Here is a 17,583-nt window from a genome sequence, read left to right as displayed (position 1 = left end):
TGCATTTGATAGCTGATCACTCCCACAACATATCCCCGACAATAGGCGTCCCCCGCAATTCCTCCATCGATGAACGTTCCACCTCGGCCTGCGGCTACAACGCTTCCCACCAGTTCCCGGCGCCTGCTGATCAACGGCCTGTTGCTGGCCGGCATGGGCGCCATTGCCGCCTCCGGCAAAGCGGTGATCGTCAAGCTGGCCTATCGTCACGGTGCCGACGCCACTGCGTTGCTGGCGTTGCGGATGATGGTCGCGTTTCCGTTCTTCATCGTCATGGGCATGTGGGCGGCGCGACGCGCGCAGCGGCTGTCGCGGGGAGATATGGGGCGGGTAGTGCTGCTGGGTTTCAGCGGCTACTACCTGTCCAGTTATCTCGACTTCCTGGGGCTGCAGTACATCAGCGCGACCCTGGAACGATTGATCCTTTATCTCAGCCCAACCCTGGTGGTGCTGATCGCGCTGGTGGTGCTGAAACAGCGGCCCACGCGCATGCAGGTGGCAGCGCTGCTGGTGAGTTATCTCGGTGTGCTGTTGGCATTCGGGCACGACATACAGCTGGATGGCCGGCGCACGCTGATCGGCTCGGCGCTGGTGTTCGCCAGTGCGCTCAGTTACGCGGTGTATCTGTTTGGCAGCGGCCAGGCGGTGGCGCGCATCGGTGCGGTGCGGTTGACGGCCTATGCCAGCATGGTCGCTTGCGTGCTGTGCATCGGCCAGTACCTGCTGTTCCAACCGGTGAGCGCGTTGTGGACGTATGCGCCACCGGTGTATTGGCTGTCGCTGCTCAACGGCACGATATGCACGGTGTTGCCGGTCCTGGCAATCATGATCGGGGTCAAGCGTATTGGCTCGTCGCTGGCGGCGCAGGTGAGTATGCTGGGCCCGGTTTCCACCATTGTGCTGAGCGTATGGCTGCTCGACGAACCGATGGGCCCGTGGCAGAGCGTCGGCACCGTGCTGGTGCTGGCGGGCGTGCTGCTGGTCGGCAGCGGGATAGCGAAGAAGCGGTGAGCAAGGCGTCGGATTCCGTCGCCGATCCGGCCACCGGCCACGCCCGCATTCTTGAAGCGATCCGGGCCATCCCGAGTGGGCAGGTGCTGGGCTATGGCGAGGTGGCAGCAAAGGCCGGCCTACCCGGGCGCGCGCGTCTGGTGGCGCGGCTGCTGGGCAGCAATGATGACCCGGAGCTGCCCTGGCACCGGGTGCTGCGCTCGGATGGACGCATCGCCATGCCCGAAGGCTCTCGCGGTTGGCGCGAGCAGAGCCAGCGGTTGCGGGCCGAAGGTGTGGTCGTGGAGAACGGTCGGGTGAAGCGTGCCAAACCGCCGCGTACGCTGGATGAAGCGATCTGGGGGCCGGGCTAGCTGCTGCGGCTATCATGGGCGGGAGTTCTCCCGGATGCCGCCATGTTCCCGCGCTTGCCCAAGATCACCCAGACCTTGCTGATTGCCAACGTCGCCCTGTTCCTGCTGCAGCAATTGCCGCAGACCGCAGGTATTTTCAATCAACTGATGTTGTGGCCATTGGGCTCGCAGGAAGCATTCCTGGATTCACCCGGCTTCGAGCCGTGGCAGCTGCTGACTTACGGCTTCCTGCATGGTGGTTTCGGTCACCTGTTCTTCAACATGCTGGCGCTTTTCATGTTCGGCGCGCCGCTGGAGATGACCTGGGGCGAGAAGCGCTTCCTCACCTATTACATGGTGTGCGTGGTCGGCGCCGGCCTGTGCCAGTTGCTGGTGGCCTCGCTGTTTGGCGAGTTCAACCCGGTGCTGGGCGCCTCCGGTGGCGTGTTCGGCCTGTTGCTGGCATTTGGCATGCTGTTCCCGAACCAGCGCGTGATGCTGTTGTTCCCGCCGATTCCGATGAAAGCGCGCACCTTCGTCATCGTGTTCGGCGCCATCGAACTGTTCCTGGGTTTCACCGGCTGGCAGCCGGGCGTGGCCCACTTCGCGCATCTGGGCGGCATGCTGTTCGGCTGGTTGTTGATCCGCTATTGGCGCGGGCAGCCGCCATTCAACAAGCGCGGACCCCATCTGCGCCGGGTGAAATAAAGCAGGTACGGTAGCGCCGGGCCATGCTCGGCTTGGACGTTACCTGCAGCGCCTCAGCGGAGCGTGGCTGGGCTCTACAGCAAACGAAAAAGGCGCGGATATCCGCGCCTTTTCGTCTTCCACTCCAGCGGAAACTCAGCGCCAGATCTTGATCTGCTCGGCATCGGTGCGCTGCATCGGCTGGCCCGGCTTGCAGGTGAAGGTCGCGCCGAAAGCGGGCAGGTTGGACAGCGGTGCATTGGCGCGCCAGCGGCCCGGGGCACGTACATCCGAGGCCAGACGCTGCACGGCATCGTTCGGCGACAGCTGCTGGGCCCACAGTGCGGTCCAGCCCTTGAAGAACGACTGCTTGTCGGCCACGGCGGCGTTGGCCTGGGTGGCGCTGAACGCTTCCCATGCGATTTCCACGCCGGAGATATCGGCCATGTTCTCGTCGCGGGTCAGTTCGCCGTTGACCTTGGCATCCTTCACGCCCGGGAACGCGTACCCGCTGTACTGCGCGGCAACGCGGTTGCCCAGCAGGGTCCAGGCGCTCTTGTCGGCCGGCGTCCACCAACTGCGCAGTTCGCCCTTGGCGTCGATCATGGCGCCCTTGGCGTCAACGGCGCGGCTGACTTCATGCGCGACCAGGCCACCAAACGCACCGAACTTCTCGGCGCTGCTGGCCGACTCGGCGAAGATCGGGCCCTGCAGGGCGGCGGCGGTGACGATCAGGCGGTTCTGCGCGATGTCGTAGCTGATGGCCGGCTGCTGCGGCAGCACGTCCCAGCGACGGTCGGCGTTGCCCTTGCCGATGCGCTTCATTTCCTGCGCGTGGCGCCAGGTGGAGGCGATCAGCATGTTGCCGCCGAAGCTGCCACGGCCCATCGGCTGCACGGTGTAATCCAGGTCGCGCAGCGGGGTGCCGATTTCGATCTTCATCGCGCCGAGCTTGGCTTCGGCTTCGGCCTGGGCTTCCGGGCTCAGCCAGGTGCTGCGCTTGATCGCGGCAATCTGTGCCTCGCGGATCTGATCGACCATCACGCCAGCCTGGCGGCGCACGTCACGGCTGATGTAGGCATTGGCGTACTCATGGCCCAGCATCGGGCCAGCGGCAACGTTGATGGCGTCGAGCACCACGTCGTTGCGTGCCGGTGCGATGGTCTGGCCACGCAGCACGCGACCGCGGAATTCGAACTCGGCGTCGCGATAGGCCTTGGACAGGTAGGGGGCCATCGAGTCGCCCACGCGCCAGCGCAGGTAAGCCTTCCACTGGGCGGCCGGGAGGCGCGCGACCATGGCGTTGAGCTGCTGGAACAATGCCGGGTCGGCCATCGAGACCAGGTCGTCGTTGACGCCCTGTGCCTTGAGGAAGGCATCCAGCTGCAGGTTGCGATAACGGCTCAGGTCCTTGGTGGCGACCGGCGCGTAGTTGTTGAACGGGTTGTTGATGTCAGCCACCGAATGCGCGCTGCGCGCCAGTTCGGTTTCCAGCTGGATGACCAGTGCCGACTCGGCATCGAGCTTGTCGGCCGGGGTGCCGGTCAGGGCCAGGATCTGCTTCACATAGCCACGGTAGCGGCCCATCAATGCGACGGTGTCGGCATCGGTGCGGGTGTAGAACGCCGGGTCAGGCAGGCCCATGCCGCCCTGCATGAAGTAGCCGATGTGGCGATCCAGCGCCTTCAGGTCCACGTCCGGGGCGAAATTGAAGGCCACCGGAATGCCGACCTGGTGCAGTGCCGCGATCGAGGCGGGGATGTCCTTGGCCTTCTTGATCGCATCGATGCGGGTGAGCAGGGGGGCGATCGGCTTGGAGCCATCGGCTTCCACCGCGGCTTCATCCAGGCCACTGGCCCAGAAGTCGCCCAGCAGCTTCTGCACGTTGCCCTGCGGGCTGTTCATCGAACGGTCCAGCAGCTGGCGCTGCTGGGTGCGGGCGTTGTTGGCCAACTGGCCCAGTGCGGTGACCGCGCCGGTCTGCGGAACCGGATTGGCCTTGAGCCAGTTGCCGTTGGTCAGTTCGTAGAAATCGGTACAGGCCGCGCTTACCGCCGGCGCCCGTGCCGAGGACTTCTTGCGCGCCGCCTGGGCATCGTTCGTTGACAGGACGGCCACCAGGCTGAAAGCCAGGGCGAGGGACAGCGGGCGAAGGGTAGGCATGTAGTGCATATCCGCAGAAGGACAAAGTGGGCGGAGTTTAACAAGCTGATGGGCGATTGGCGCTGGGGCGTGGTCGCGGTTTTGCGGATCAGCCCGGGTGGGAGCGACCTTGGTCGCAAAGTGGGGATCAAGGGCGGATGCAGGGGGCTGTGGTTGCAGCCCTGCCTGCGTGTTTCACGTCCATCGGCGTCGCGGCCGAAGCCGCCCCTGCAGAAAGTCGCTCCCGTCGCCAAGGCCGGAAAGAAGAAGGCCCGGCAATGCCGGGCCTTCTCGTGCAGCATCACCGCAAGGCGGCAATTACCAGATGACCACCTGCTTGTCGCCAGCACGGACCATCGGCGAGCCGGCCTTGCACTGGAACGCAGCAGCGAAGGTCGGCAGGTTCGACGGCGCACCCATGGCGCGGAACTGTGCCGGGGCGTGCGGATCGGTTGCAAGACGGACCTTGGCGTTCTCCGGGGTGTACTTGGTACGCCACACGGTCGCCCAGTTGGCGAAGAAGCGCTGGTCGCGGCTCAGGCCTTCGACCTTCGGATCTTCCTTGCCGGCCGAGGCCTTCTGCAGCGCGTCATAAGCGGTAGCCAGGCCACCCAGATCGGCGATGTTCTCGCCCAGGGTCAGCGAGCCGTTGACCTGCTGGTCGCCCACCTTGTACTCGTTGAACTGGTTGACCAGCTTGCCGGTCAGGCCGGAGAAGCCCTTCGAGTCGGCTTCGGTCCACCAGTTCTCGAAGTTGCCGGTCGGCCCGAAGCGGCTGCCCTGATCGTCGTAACCATGGGTCATCTCATGGCCGATGACCGCACCGATGCCACCGTAGTTCAGCGCGTCGTCGGCGTTGATGTCAAAGAACGGCGGCTGCAGGATGGCGGCCGGGAACACGATCTCGTTCTGCAGCGGGTTGTAGTAGGCGTTGACCATCTGCGGGGTCATGCCCCATTCGGTCTTGTCCACCGGCTGGCCGATCTTGCCCAGTGCCCACTTGTAGTTGAAGGCATTGGCGGCGCGCACGTTGCCCAGGTAATCGTCGTGGGTGGTGCTCAGGCCGCTCCAGTCACGCCACTTGTCCGGGTAACCGATCTTCGGGGTGAAGGTTTCCCACTTGGCGATAGCCTTGGCCTTGGTTTCGTCGCTCATCCACGCCAGGCCCTGGATGCGTTCCTTCAGCGCGCCGGCCAGGTTCTTCACCAGCTCTTCCATCTTGGCCTTGGCTTCGGGCGAGAAGGCGACCTTGACGTACATCTGGCCGAAGGCTTCGCCAGCGTTGTTCTCGACCGTGCCCAGCACCTGCTTCCAGCGCGGCTTGATTTCCTTCTGGCCGTTGAGTTCCTTGCCATAGAACGCGTAGTTCTCCTGCACGAACGCATCGCTCAGGAAAGGCGAGGCGCCGTCCACGGTGTGGAAGCGCAGGTAGGCGCGCCATGCGGCCGGGTCGGTGTCGCCCAGCATCTTGCTCACTTCCTGGTGGAAGCTCGGGATGGCCAGCGAGAACGACGCCGGGGCGGCGATGCCCTGGGCTTTGAAGAATTCGGTCCAGCTGAAGTTCGGGGTCAGCTTGTCGGCGTCGGCCACGGTGACCGGGTTGTAGTACAGCGACACATCGCGCGACAGCTCGACGCTGGACTTGGAGGCCTTGGCCAGGCGGGTTTCAAACTTCACCACCTCATCGGCCTGCTTGGCGGCATCAGCTGCGGCCACGCCCGACAGTTCCAGCACCTTGGCCACGTGGGCCTTGTAGGCGTTGAGCTTGTCGGCCTTGCTGGCGTCGGTGTAGTACGTGGTGTCCGGCAGGCCCAGGCCGCCCTGGCTGGCGTAGGCCATGTTCATCGACGAATTCTTGAAATCCGCTTCCGGGCCGAAGCCGAACAGCACGTTTTCGCCCTTGGCGGCGGTGCTGCGCAGGTAGTTCGCGATGGCATCCTTGTCCTGCAGCGCGTCGATCGCGGTCAGGTCGGCCTGCAGCGGGGTGATGCCCAGCGCATTGATCTTGGCCTCGTCCATGCCGGCGGCCCAGAAGTCACCGACGATCTTCTCGATGCCGGTGGCGTTCTTCATTGCAGCGGCCTGCTCGGCCAGCTGGTGCTGCACGGCGACCGAGCGCTCGTCCAGGATGGTGAAGGCGCCCCAGCTGGTACGGTCGGCCGGGATTTCGTTGGCATTGAGCCACTTGTCGTTTACATAGCCGCCGAAATCAGTACAGGCGTCTTTGCTGGTATCCAGGTCGGCCGCGGTGAAGGCGTTGTAGGCCGGCAGCTTGGACTCGTCCAGCTTCAGTTCGGTGGCGGCAGCGGCCGGAGCGGCAGCAGACGCGGCCGGGGTTTCTTCTTTCTTGCAGCCGACCAGCGCGGCCGAGACGGCCAGGGTCAGCAGGAGGATTTTGGGGTTACTAACGATCACGGGAATGGCCTCCAGGCCGTTTGCAGAGCACAGGTGTGGCCCCGCAACCAGGGCCGATCGAAGAAGATACGCCTGAAACCGATCGGCAAGGGGTGTCGAAGGTAATGCCCGATTGAATGCTGGTGTGGGCCGCAGCGAGCCTGCAGCCTCCCTTGCACGCAGTGGAAAGAAGGGGGCTCGACTGCCGGGCCCCCAGCATTGGCAGCCCTGACTCACGGTCCGGGCGCATTCCGATGCGCGTGGTTCTCCACCAGTGCTATACAACGCCCATGACCCAGACATCAGCCAAACAGTGGGATGCGATCCTCATCGGCGGCGGCCACAACGGCCTGGTCTGCGCGGCGTATCTCGCCAAGGCAGGCAAGCGCGTCCTGGTACTTGAACGCCGAACGGTAGTCGGCGGCGCTGCGGTGACCGAGGAGTTTCATCCGGGTTTCCGCAATTCAGTGGCCTCTTATACGGTGTCGCTGCTGCAGCCCCAGGTGATTGCCGACCTGGAGCTGGAACGGCATGGCCTGCGAGTGGTGTCGCGCCGGATAAACAACTTCCTGCCGCTGCCGAACGGCGAGTATCTATTGGCCGGCGGGGGCCACACGCAGGCCGAGGTTGCGAAGTTCTCGCAGCGAGACGCCGAACGGCTGCCGGAATACGAGCGTCGCCTGGAGATCTTCGCCGATGTGCTTCGCGCCCTGGCGTTGCAGGCGCCGCCCAACGTGACCGACGGTCATTGGCTGCGCGCGCTGCCGGAACTATGGAAGGCAGGCAAGCTCGGTTTGCAACTACAGAAGCTGGATGCAGGCCTGAAGCAGGAACTGCTGGACCTGTTCACCATCTCCGCTGCGGAGTATCTGGATCGCTGGTTCGAAAGCGCGCCGATCAAGGCGCTGTTCGGTTTTGACGGCATCGTCGGGAACTACGCCAGCCCTTACGCGCCGGGCACTGCTTACGTGTTGTTGCATCACGTGTTTGGTGAAAGCAATGGCGTCAAAGGTGCCTGGGGGCATGCCATTGGCGGGATGGGCGCGATCACCCAGGCGATGGCGCGTGCGGCGACGGAGGCCGGTGTGGAAATACGTACCGATGCTGCCGTCAGCAAGGTGCTGGTCGAACAGGGCAAGGCGGTTGGCGTCGTAACCACGTCCGGTGATGAACTGCGTGGCAAGGCCATCGTCGCCAACGTCAATCCGAAATTGCTGTACGAACGCCTGTTCGATCCGGCTGATGTGCCGCCGGCAACGCTTGAACGAATGGGCAACTGGCGTTGCGGATCCGGCACGTTCCGCATGAATGTAGCGCTGTCGCGATTGCCCGACTTCACGGTGCTGCCGGGGCAGGGCGACCATCTCACCGCAGGCATCATCATCGCCCCAGGCCTGGACTACATGGACCGCGCGTACCTGGATGCACGCCAACAGGGATGGTCACGCGAACCGGTGGTCGAAATGTTGATTCCCAGCACCCTGGACGATTCGCTTGCACCGCCCGGGCAGCACGTCGCCAGCCTGTTCTGCCAGCACGTAGCGCCGCAGCTGTCCGACGGGCGCAGTTGGGATGATCACCGCGAAGAAGTTGCGGATCTGATGATCGCCACCGTCGATCGGCACGCTCCGGGCTTTGCGGAATCAGTGCTCGGTCGCCAGATCATGAGTCCGCTCGACCTGGAGCGGACCTTCGGCCTGATCGGCGGCGATATCTTCCATGGTGCGTTGAGCTTGAACCAGTTGTTCAGTGCGCGGCCGATGGTGGGGCAGGCGGGGTATCGAGGTGCAATGGCGGGCTTGTATCTCTGCGGATCGGGATCCCACCCGGGCGGCGGTGTAACCGGGGCGCCTGGGCATAATGCGAGTGCGGTGATATTGAAAGACAACGGCCGCTGAGAGCGGCCGTTGCGTGCGTCATTTTTGGGTGTCTTTACCTTCGCTTGAGATTTCGGGCATCGCGTCCTCAGTGACAGGTTCCGGCGCATTCTGCATGGGAGGTACTGTCGGAATGCGGGTCTCCTGATGCTGTGGAAGAACCTTTGTGGCATCGCCGACGCTGACGGTTGCTACGCGGGGCTTCATCCAGATGGAGTCGTGCCATTGCTGATACTTTGCTGGGTCCCAGTAACGCTCATCGTAGAACTTAGATGCATCTATGAATTCGCCACCGCCAGGGGTGGGGATGAAGATCTTGAGATTGCCTGAAAACCCGGTACGGCTACCTGTTACGTTCTTCCGCTCCCGTCGCAGTGCAGTAGCTATGCGTGGTTGCGAGGCAGCATCGCCAAAGCGAGCATAAATATCCTGGCCATACTGAACCGCCTGGTCGCGCTCGGTGGCGTCCAGTCCACTCCAGTACCGCTCCCGCAATTCCAGAAATCCCTCGTAGCCGCGTTCTGCTGCCAGATCCATCCATGCATATGCCTGTGCCTTATTTGCCTCGACACCTGTTCCATTCCAGAGCATCTCAGCAACCATTGCCTGGGATGGCTTGTCCGCATAATAGGAGGCGCGTTGGAAGAACTTGAACGCGTCTTCCTGTTTCCCCTGTTCACGCTTTTCCAGTCCGAGAAGGCGGAAGCGAAGGTCTGGGTGACCACTGAGGAAGCCGGCCGTAATCATGGCCTTGTCCTGAGTGGGGTCGTCCGGTGCTCTGCCATCGGCAAATGCTGGTGGGTAAGCCAGGGAAACTGTGAGTAACAGTGATGCCCCGATGAGAATCTTGCGGTTCATTGTCTGCTCCTGTGACGGCGCGTACTTGGCGTCGGTTCTTGAGTGATGGCTCAACATGGAAACTTCCGAAACACTCATGTTGCGAAGGAAGTGAGGGTAAATCCCCTCCCTTCCTTCATGCTTCAGTTTCCAGACGATTTCGAGCTGCCAATGTGACGATCAAAAAACCTCAGCATCTCGGTATAGAGGTTGATGCGTGCCTCCTCTCCGTAAAAACCATGCATTTCCCCAGATTGGATGATCATACCCTCAGGCTTGTTGCCTGCTGCGATCAATGCCTTGTTCATCAGCTCCGTTTGTTCTGGGGGGGTGCGCACATCGCGGGCACCTGCCGCCAGATAAACGGGGATTTTGACCTCCGCCGCACGTTGGGCTGGAGAATTCTGTGCCCATACGCTGCTGTCGGTGCCATGAGTGCGACGCAGGAAGCGCTGGCCGGAACTGCTCTCGGGAATGTCGCCGCGCTTGAACATCATGTCGATGTCATAGACCCCGACATAACCAAACGTGCATTGGAACAGACCTGGCTCCCGGATCGGGGCCATCAGTGATGAGTAACCACCAAAGCTGCCGCCATAAATGCAGATGCGGCTGCGATCGGCATGTCCATTGTTGATGGCCCAGTGGGTGGCATCGAGGATGTCGTTCTGGATGCCCTGTCCCCACTGCTGGTGACCGGCATCTTGGAACTCTTTGCCATAGCCACCTGAGCCGCGGTAGTTGATCTGCAACGTCGCATAGCCGCGGCTGCCAAACAGCTGTGCCTCGGGGTTGAACCCCCAGTCATCACGCGGTCCAATCGGGCCGCCGTGGGGGTTGACGATTAATGGGAGGTTCTTGCCATCAGAGCCGAAAGGAATGGTCAGGTACGCATGGATCAGGCGGCCATCGCGGGATGTGAATGAGAATGGCTTGATCGAAGCCATCTTCTTTTCGTCCAGCTGTGCCATGCGCGACATCAGGAAGCGTGCTTTCCCCGTGTCTCGATCAAAGATGTAGAGCGCACCTGGGTTCCTGTCGCTGTAGACAGAGACCAGTATCTTCTTGCCGTCTTCGGTGTAGCTCGAGAAATCAACCTTTTCGCCGGGAAACGCGGCTGCCAGTGATGCATACAGCTCTGCATCCGGATGAGCCTCATCCACCAGCGTTACCTGCGGTGCACCGGCTTCGGTTACGACGCCCACAAGCGATGTGTTGTCAGTTGACCAGATAATCTGGGATATTTCGGCAACAGGGTCGCCAAAAATCCGGGTGAAGGCTCCTGATGCGGTATCAAGTGTGCCGATGACAGCTGGTGACTTTCCATCATCTTCCAGCGCATAGACAGTCCCATCATCTGTAGTTCTTGCAACAGACAGGTGCTTTCCGTCGGATTTCGATGCGTTGATCAATGTCCAGTCTTGACCGTCACGCCGATAGAGCTCGGTGCGCTCATCGTATTCGCCGGCCTCGTCCCGCGTCGAGGAGCAGACGGCGAATCGGGGATCTTTGGATGCATCCAGTGCCATTGAACAGTTTGATTTTGGCGCGCGTCCCAAGGATGTGCGTCTGCCGGTTATTGTGTCAACGCGGACTACTTCGGTGCCAGCGCCTTCATCCGAGCGGGGGTAGCGAGCCTGCATGATCACATTGCGATCATCGCTCTTCAGGGTATCCAGCAATGAATAGCTCTCGAAGCCAACTGCTTTATTGCGCTGGGTGGCGTCGCGGGTGCCGCGGAAGATGACGGGGGCCGCTTGGGATCCATCAGCATTGACGGCGTACCATTCGCCTAGGGCAAAAGGCTGGGCATAGCCGCCCATTTTTTTCACGGCGTTGAACATGATGCGATCTGGCGATATCCACTGAAACTGCCCTACGCTTTTTTTGTCAGGCAGCTGATTGACCTTGAGTATCTTGAGGTCGGAAGTGCGCAGAATTGTAAGTACATCCTGATCGCCATGATCCACCGTAACTGCCAGGTAGTCGCCGTTCGGTGAGATGCGCGCGGTCCCGTATGCGGGATGGCCGACGAAGTCTTTGATGGATTGGCTTTGAGCGATGGCCTCTCCTCCGGCGAAAAGAATACCTAGCGCAAATAGCGCGGGTGTGGCGATTTTCACGAATGGTTCTCCATATCCACGGTTGCTCGAATATTTTTGGTGTGCCAGAGAACAGAGCCCGGCGAATGCCGGGCTCTGTTTTGTTGCTCTCTTCGTCTCTTAGAACTTATAAGCGACAGAGAAGTTGAAGCGGCGGCCGTAAGGATCAGAACCGTTGTAGGCGCTGAAGTACGGATATGCCTGGCTGGAGTCCTTGCGGTACAGGTTGTTCAGCACGTTGGCTACCTGCAGGGTTGCTTCAACCTGGGTGCCGAACTTGCGGCTGATAGCCAGGTTGTAAAGCATGTACGGCTTCAGACGAAGCGGGGAGAACACCCCGGCAGCGTTGGTGAAGTCGGCATTGGCGGAGTTGCGCATGGTGCCATAGCGAACACCAAAGACGGTCGTCGACCAATCACCCATGGTCCAGTTCAAAGAGCCACGTACACGGCTGCGGCTGTCATAGAGGCTGGGGGTATCGCGGTAGTCAATCAGTTCATCTTCCTCGAACTGCTTGTACTTGTCGGTAAGCGTCAGCGAGTATCCAAGGTCCAGCTTGAAGGTGCCGATGCGGTCCGTATCAAGGCGGTACTTGTAGGTGGCATCGATGCCGCTCTTGTCACTCAATGCCGCATTGATATATGCGGAGTTGATGCGCTGGATGGGACCGGTGGTGCTGCCACCAGAGCGTTGGACAAGGTTGTACACGTTCTGGCAATAAGCCGAGTCGCTGCTGTGTTCGAAACCGTCGCCATTCGGGTAGGAGCCCAAGCGGCAGTTGGCTTCGTTGGCCAGCAGGGTTGCGGCGGTCAGCTGCAGTGCCTGATCTTCAAGCTTGATCCGCCAGTAGTCCACCGATACGGACATGTTGTCGATGACATCCCAGACAAAGCCGAAGCCATACGAGGTGCCTTTCTCTTCCTCAAGCAGGCTGTTGCCTGCGACCGCGGTCTGAATGGTGTAGACGGTCGGATCGGCCTGGGTGGTTTGGCATGTGCCCAAGGAGCGTGGGCCAAGGCCATCGGCGACGCCTACACCGGCGCGGCAGGCGTACTGATCGACGGCAGCAGAGAACGAGCCAGCGCCTTCGGCAAAGACCATCTGCATGTCAGGCGCCCGGAAGCTGGTCGAGTAGGAGCCGCGCAGCAACAGGCGATCAAATGGACGCCATTCCAAGCCGGCCATTGAGGTCACGGCGTCATCAACTGCGGTGATGTCGTCGTATTTGTCGTAACGACCAGCGATATTGGCAGTCAGCGACGAGAAGATCGGAATACGCAGTTCCAGGCCAGCAGCGTAGCGGTCACGGTCGCCCTTGGTGCGGCCAGAACTGGTCAGGTTGTAGATCGTCTGATCATCGTATGGACGTGTCAGGCTGGTGCGTGGGTCGCTGTTCAGGTCAAAAGTCTGACGGGCTACTTCCAGCACGCCTGCGAAGCCAACCGCGCCTGCCGGCAGTTCGAACAGATCGCCGGAGATGTTGAAGTTCGCCATGGACGAGGTGGTTTCTGCGGTGTTCTTCGCGCGCGTTGAGAACGAGCGGTAGATATCCGGAGTGATGGGCGTATTCCAACGGTCCACGTTCAGAGCGTAGATGGGGTAGAGCGCGCCCTGGGGCGATGCCCGCCAGCCTTGCTGCTGGCCGAGGAAGTAGTCCGAGACGCCCTTGGCGAGCAGACGGGGCTGATTGGCCTCGTACTCGTACTTGCCATAGGAGATTCCTGCTTCCCAATCAAAGCGATCGGCAAAGGTGCCGCTTGCTCCGAAAAGGATGTCGTAGGTCAGCTCATCGTACTTCGTGGTTGCCGCTTCGTTACCACCAAGCTCGAACGGATTGAACACGCGCTGCAGCATGGTGAACTGGTTGAGGTTCGAATCGTAGTAACCCGGGAGCTGGCTGCCAAAGGGTGCCAGAGCGGTTGGAGGGGTACGATTGAAAGGACTGCTGGTTGTCGACCAGAACTCCGTGCCGCTGCTTGACTCTGCGTTGCTCTTGTAGACGTTGATGCTGCCGTACAGCTGCGTGGTGTCTGTCAGATCGAAAGAGGTGTAGTTGTAGCCAGCAAAGTACTTGTCTTTGTTGGAGATCGTGCGCGAAGCAGACTGGGTGAATCCACCGCAGTACGTGCCGCGTGCGGCCGTGGTGACCGTGGTATAGCCAAAGCGATCACATGCTTCCTGGCCGGGGTAGTACACACTCGTACCGAGGGCGCCAGTCGCAGTGTTGATGCGCAGGGCAGCCAAGGACAACGCCGGGTTGGTAAGGCTGCCCAACGGTCCATTGCGGGTATCCGCCATGAAGTCGCGCTGGCTGGCCCAGATCGGTTCTTCAACGCCTGCCTGCAGAGCGAAGGTGGTACTCCAGCGGTCACCAGAGCGTCCGCCAGTCAATTCAAATTTCGCGTTGTCACCACCGCCTTCTGCGGTTGTACCCACCGTGCCGCGCAACTGGGTGCCGTCATAGTTCTTGCGCAGAACCAGATTGACCACGCCCGCGACTGCGTCGGAGCCGTAGATCGCCGAAGCGCCGCCAGTGAGGATTTCGACGCGCTCCACGATTGAAGACGGAATGGCGCGGACGTTCACGACATTGTTGTCGCGATTGTACGGCTGGGGATACTGTGCCGGCCTGCGGCCATTGATCAGTGTCAATGTGTAACCAGGGCCCATGCCGCGCAGGTTGACGACCTGTGCGTTCGGGGTGAAGCCGTTGACTGCGAGATCGCCAGTGAATGAGCCGGTCGTGTTCTGGGTCAGCGTCTGCAGCATGTCGCCGACGGTTTGAAAGCCTTCACGGTCAATGTCATCGCGGGTAATCACGGTCACCGGAGCCGGGCCTTCCAAATCGACGCGCTTGATGCGCGAGCCGACTACGGAGACGCGGTCCAGGTTGGTGGCTTTCTCGCCGGAAGCATTGCTCGAATCTGCGGAGCTGTCTTGGGCGAAAGCGGCGCCAGGTACGACAATCGCTGCGAGCAGGGCGCTGGTAAGTGCCTTGCGCTTGAACGGGTTGGTCTTGCTGGTATGCACGTATGTATCCCCTTGGAGTCTAGAATTTACGGTTCATCCGGGTTTGGCCAGTCCGCTGAAACAGTGACTGATGCCCCCTTCCCATATGAACGTAACGTGACCTTAACGAATAGTTCATGGGATTGCACTCTTTTTGAAAATGTTTCGTAGGAAACTTCTGGTATGACACAGATAACAATGTTTCATCAGCGCGCGGCCTCGCACCGTGTGCAGAAGGGGCTCTCTCCCCATTCACGTATCCGCAATGTCATTGCGGTGGGCTCGGGCAAGGGCGGGGTGGGCAAGTCCACGACCGCAGTGAACCTGGCGCTGGCGCTGCATAAGCTGGGCGCGCGGGTCGGTGTGCTGGATGCCGACATCTATGGGCCGAGCGTGCCGGCCATGCTCGGCTTGAGTGGCCGCCCGGAAAGTCCGGACAACAAGAGCATCGAGCCGTTGCGCGCGTTCGGGGTGGAGGCCATGTCCATTGGTTTCCTGATCGAACAGGACTCGCCGATGATCTGGCGCGGACCGATGGCAACCTCGGCGTTGACCCAGCTGTTCAATGACACGCTGTGGGACGACCTGGATTTCCTGCTGATCGATCTGCCGCCGGGTACCGGTGATATCCAGCTGACGCTGTCGCAGAAGATCCCGGTGGCCGGCGCGGTCATCGTCACCACGCCGCAGGATATCGCCACCCTGGATGCGCGCAAGGCATTGAAGATGTTCGAAAAAGTCGAGGTGCCGGTGCTCGGTATCATCGAGAACATGGCCGTGCATACCTGCAGCAACTGCGGCCACGTCGAACATCTGTTCGGCGAAGGTGGCGGCCAGCGTATGGCCGAGCAGTACGGAGTGCCGCTGCTGGGCTCGTTGCCGCTGGATATCGGTATCCGTGAGCAGGGCGATGCGGGTACGCCGATTGTGGCTTCTGCGCCGGATTCGGCCGCAGCGCAGGCCTATCTGGCGGCAGCGCGGCGGATGGTGGAGGAGCTGGCCAAGCGGCCGCGCGCCAGTATTCCGATCGTGTCCTCGCTGATCTGATCCGACAGGGTTGGTCCGCCCCCGGTGGTCCCGGCAGCCACATACCTACAAGTATGTATCCGGCCAGCCGGGGTACGGCTGCGCGCTGGGTCTGGGCTAGAATCGGCCACCCCGACCGCCGCAGCCGAGCTGCGGCATCACGAAATCAGGAACATTGAATGAGCATCAAAAGCGATCGCTGGATCCGCCGCATGTCCGAGCAGCACGGCATGATCGAGCCGTATGAGCCCGGGCAGATCAAGCAGGTGGATGGCCAGCGCATCGTCAGCTACGGCACCTCCAGCTACGGCTACGACGTGCGTTGCTCGCGTGAGTTCAAGGTGTTCACCAACATCAACTCCACCATCGTCGACCCCAAGCACTTCGATCCGAAGAGCTTCGTGGATATCGAGGCGGACGAGTGCATCATCCCGCCGAATTCGTTCGCGCTGGCCCGCACCGTGGAGTACTTCCGCATCCCGCGCGACACGCTGGTGGTGTGCCTGGGCAAGAGCACCTATGCGCGCTGCGGCATCATCGTCAACGTCACCCCGCTGGAGCCGGAGTGGGAAGGCCACGTGACGCTGGAGTTCTCCAACACCACACCGCTGCCGGCCCGCATCTATGCCAGCGAAGGTGTGGCACAGATGCTGTTCTTCCAGGCCGACCAGGACGATGTCTGCGAGACCTCCTACAAGGATCGCGGTGGCAAGTACCAGGGCCAGACCGGCGTGACCTTGCCGCGCACCTGATCAGCGCTGAGACAAACAAGAAGGGCGCGGAATTCCGCGCCCTTCTTGTTCCTGCTCGGCGGGGCTTACTTGCCGCGCCCGAACAGCATGCCGATGCCGACGGCGACCAGGATGGCCGGCCACCAGGTGGCCAGCATCGAGCCGATGTTGCCGTTGATCCAGCCCAGGTTCTTGGCCAGGAAAAACAGGCCGACGATGATCAGGATCAGGGCGGCGATCAGGTTGGAGCGCATCGGCGGAAAGTCCGTTGGTGGGAAGGCGCTTATCGTAGCCGTTGGCGCCAGATTTCGACACGCTGGGCCAGTACCTCGGCGTCGAAACGCTGCGCCTTGCCGCTGCCCCAGACCGGCCCTGGCCAGGCGGCATCGCCTTCATGGCGGCCGATCAGGTGGATGTGCAGCTGGCGCACGATGTTGCCCAGCGCACCGATGTTGATCTTGGTGACGTTGGGCTTCTGCTTGAGGTGCTGCGAGATCTGGTTGATCTCCGCCAGCAGCAGGCGCTGCTGGCCACCGTCCAGGTCGATCCATTCGCTGGCGCCAGCAACGCGTGGGACCAGCACGACCCACGGGAAGCGGTCATCGTTCATCAGGCGGATCTGGGACAAGGGTCCGTCAGCGATCAGGACGCTGTCGGCGGCAAGGCGGGTATCGAGTTCGAAATCGGACGTCACAGCTTCGGTCATCGCAGGTTCTCGCTGAAGAAGGCCAAGGTGCGTTCGCGCGCCAGGTCGGCGCTGGGAGCGTGGTAGTGCATGCCCACCTCGCGGTTGAAGGCGTGGTCGGCCGGGTACACGTATACCGGCAATGTGGGTTGCTTTTCACGGTGCGCTGCAACGGCGGCGGCCGGAATGGAGGCGTCCTGGTCGCCAAAGTGGAAGATTGCCGGGGCTTTGAAGGGGCTGTCCAGGAACGGCACATTGCGTGCGCCGTAGTAGCTGGACGAGGGCAAGCCCAGCCGTTGCGCGGCGAGCATGGCGATCGTGCCGCCCCAGCAATAGCCGACGGTGCCGACCTTTCCGTACTGCGAGAGCTGCTGCGCAGCCGCTTCGACCACGGCCACGGCGCGGTCCACGCCCAGTTCGGTTACCAGCGCCTTGCCCTGGGCAACGCCGTCAGCGTCGTAGTCCAGTTCCAGTTCGGGTTGCAGAAGGTCGAAGAAGTCGGGGGCCAGCACCACATAGCCTTCGGCGGCGTACTGCTCTGCGACATGGCGGATATGGGCGTTGGCGCCGAAGATCTCCTGGATGACGACCAGACCGGCGCGTGGCGTGCCTTCGGGCAGGGCCTGCCAGGCGCGAACCGGGCCGGATTCAGTGGAAAGAGTGATCCATTGGGGCATGGGAGGTTCCAGTTGCAGCTGAGGGAGGGGGCTCGGCTTGCTTCTCCCGCTGGCGGGAGAAGGTGCCCCGAAG

The 17,583-nt window shown here is 61.7% G+C and carries 14 protein-coding genes; 6 read left to right on the top strand and 8 right to left on the bottom strand.

The genetic code is table 11. The features are described from left to right. Positions 1-69 precede the first annotated feature (69 nt). Genes ABB26_RS15265 through ABB26_RS15255 form a run of 3 tightly spaced genes read left to right on the top strand, consistent with a single transcriptional unit; the run spans position 70 to position 2,051 of the window. Positions 70-1,011 (top strand): DMT family transporter, encoded by a 942-nt coding sequence (locus tag ABB26_RS15265; protein WP_057635569.1) that lies wholly within the window; start codon positions 70-72, stop codon positions 1,009-1,011. Beyond that, positions 1,008-1,364 (top strand): MGMT family protein, encoded by a 357-nt coding sequence (locus ABB26_RS15260; protein WP_245626237.1) that lies wholly within the window; start codon positions 1,008-1,010, stop codon positions 1,362-1,364. Before ABB26_RS15265 ends, ABB26_RS15260 begins: the two co-directional genes overlap by 4 nt. 42 nt (positions 1,365-1,406) lie before the next feature. Next, entirely contained in the window at positions 1,407-2,051 is a 645-nt protein-coding gene (locus ABB26_RS15255; protein ID WP_057635568.1) for a rhomboid family intramembrane serine protease, read from the top strand. 135 nt (positions 2,052-2,186) lie between these two features. Here the strand turns inward: ABB26_RS15255 and ABB26_RS15250 are convergent, their stop codons facing one another. Then, complete coding sequence (locus tag ABB26_RS15250; protein ID WP_057635648.1) at positions 2,187-4,193, bottom strand: M13 family metallopeptidase; 2,007 nt, start codon at positions 4,191-4,193, stop codon at positions 2,187-2,189. Positions 4,194-4,490: 297 nt separating this feature from the next. Further along, on the bottom strand, positions 4,491-6,584 hold the full coding sequence (locus tag ABB26_RS15245) for a M13 family metallopeptidase (protein ID WP_211261980.1): 2,094 nt from the start codon (positions 6,582-6,584) through the stop codon (positions 4,491-4,493). Between the two features lie 272 nt (positions 6,585-6,856). Here ABB26_RS15245 and ABB26_RS15240 point away from each other — a divergent pair, with 272 nt between their 5' ends. Continuing rightward, positions 6,857-8,464 (top strand): phytoene desaturase family protein, encoded by a 1,608-nt coding sequence (locus tag ABB26_RS15240; protein WP_057635566.1) that lies wholly within the window; start codon positions 6,857-6,859, stop codon positions 8,462-8,464. Between the two features lie 18 nt (positions 8,465-8,482). On the opposite strand, the gene ABB26_RS15235 is transcribed toward ABB26_RS15240, so the two are convergent. From ABB26_RS15235 to ABB26_RS15225, 3 genes are all read right to left on the bottom strand, one after another. After that, positions 8,483-9,301, bottom strand: a complete 819-nt coding sequence (locus tag ABB26_RS15235) for an SEL1-like repeat protein (protein ID WP_152982704.1) — start codon at positions 9,299-9,301, stop codon at positions 8,483-8,485. Positions 9,302-9,423: 122 nt separating this feature from the next. After that, on the bottom strand, positions 9,424-11,403 hold the full coding sequence (locus tag ABB26_RS15230) for an alpha/beta hydrolase family protein (protein ID WP_057635564.1): 1,980 nt from the start codon (positions 11,401-11,403) through the stop codon (positions 9,424-9,426). 99 nt (positions 11,404-11,502) lie between these two features. Then, on the bottom strand, positions 11,503-14,412 hold the full coding sequence (locus tag ABB26_RS15225) for a TonB-dependent receptor domain-containing protein (RefSeq protein ID WP_057635563.1): 2,910 nt from the start codon (positions 14,410-14,412) through the stop codon (positions 11,503-11,505). A 177-nt stretch (positions 14,413-14,589) separates the two neighbouring features. On the opposite strand from ABB26_RS15225, the gene apbC reads away from it, so the two are divergent. Both apbC and dcd read left to right on the top strand, forming a co-directional pair. Further along, positions 14,590-15,438, top strand: coding sequence for an iron-sulfur cluster carrier protein ApbC (gene apbC, locus ABB26_RS15220; RefSeq protein WP_057635562.1), 849 nt, complete (start codon positions 14,590-14,592; stop codon positions 15,436-15,438). A gap of 158 nt (positions 15,439-15,596) precedes the next feature. Further along, a complete protein-coding gene (gene dcd / locus ABB26_RS15215; RefSeq protein ID WP_057635561.1) occupies positions 15,597-16,169 on the top strand; it encodes a dCTP deaminase in 573 nt (190 codons plus the stop codon). Between the two features lie 65 nt (positions 16,170-16,234). Here dcd and ABB26_RS19255 read toward each other — a convergent pair whose 3' ends face one another. Genes ABB26_RS19255 through ABB26_RS15205 form a run of 3 tightly spaced genes read right to left on the bottom strand, consistent with a single transcriptional unit; the run spans position 16,235 to position 17,510 of the window. Continuing rightward, positions 16,235-16,402, bottom strand: a complete 168-nt coding sequence (locus ABB26_RS19255) for a LiaI-LiaF-like domain-containing protein (protein ID WP_089153126.1) — start codon at positions 16,400-16,402, stop codon at positions 16,235-16,237. A gap of 29 nt (positions 16,403-16,431) precedes the next feature. Further along, positions 16,432-16,854: an HIT domain-containing protein gene (locus ABB26_RS15210; RefSeq protein ID WP_057635560.1), complete on the bottom strand. Its 423-nt coding sequence runs from the start codon at positions 16,852-16,854 to the stop codon at positions 16,432-16,434. Next, positions 16,851-17,510 (bottom strand): dienelactone hydrolase family protein, encoded by a 660-nt coding sequence (locus tag ABB26_RS15205; RefSeq protein WP_057635559.1) that lies wholly within the window; start codon positions 17,508-17,510, stop codon positions 16,851-16,853. Before ABB26_RS15205 ends, ABB26_RS15210 begins: the two co-directional genes overlap by 4 nt. Between the last annotated feature and the right edge of the window lie 73 nt (positions 17,511-17,583).

This window comes from Stenotrophomonas humi (assembly GCF_001431415.1).
GTDB classification, from domain to species: Bacteria; Pseudomonadota; Gammaproteobacteria; order Xanthomonadales; family Xanthomonadaceae; genus Stenotrophomonas; species Stenotrophomonas humi.
The sequence above is the reverse complement of the archived record's forward strand: the minus strand, read 5'-3'. Positions and strand labels throughout refer to the sequence as shown.

Coding starts and splice junctions, on each gene's coding strand:
- ABB26_RS15265 (WP_057635569.1), top strand. CDS start 70: ATGAACGTTCCACCTCGGCCTGCGGCTACAACGCTTCCCACCAGTTCC.
- ABB26_RS15210 (WP_057635560.1), bottom strand. CDS start 16,854: ATGACCGAAGCTGTGACGTCCGATTTCGAACTCGATACCCGCCTTGCC.
- ABB26_RS15235 (WP_152982704.1), bottom strand. CDS start 9,301: ATGAACCGCAAGATTCTCATCGGGGCATCACTGTTACTCACAGTTTCC.
- dcd (WP_057635561.1), top strand. CDS start 15,597: ATGAGCATCAAAAGCGATCGCTGGATCCGCCGCATGTCCGAGCAGCAC.
- ABB26_RS19255 (WP_089153126.1), bottom strand. CDS start 16,402: ATGCGCTCCAACCTGATCGCCGCCCTGATCCTGATCATCGTCGGCCTG.
- ABB26_RS15250 (WP_057635648.1), bottom strand. CDS start 4,193: ATGCCTACCCTTCGCCCGCTGTCCCTCGCCCTGGCTTTCAGCCTGGTG.
- ABB26_RS15205 (WP_057635559.1), bottom strand. CDS start 17,510: ATGCCCCAATGGATCACTCTTTCCACTGAATCCGGCCCGGTTCGCGCC.
- ABB26_RS15240 (WP_057635566.1), top strand. CDS start 6,857: ATGACCCAGACATCAGCCAAACAGTGGGATGCGATCCTCATCGGCGGC.
- ABB26_RS15255 (WP_057635568.1), top strand. CDS start 1,407: ATGTTCCCGCGCTTGCCCAAGATCACCCAGACCTTGCTGATTGCCAAC.
- apbC (WP_057635562.1), top strand. CDS start 14,590: ATGTTTCATCAGCGCGCGGCCTCGCACCGTGTGCAGAAGGGGCTCTCT.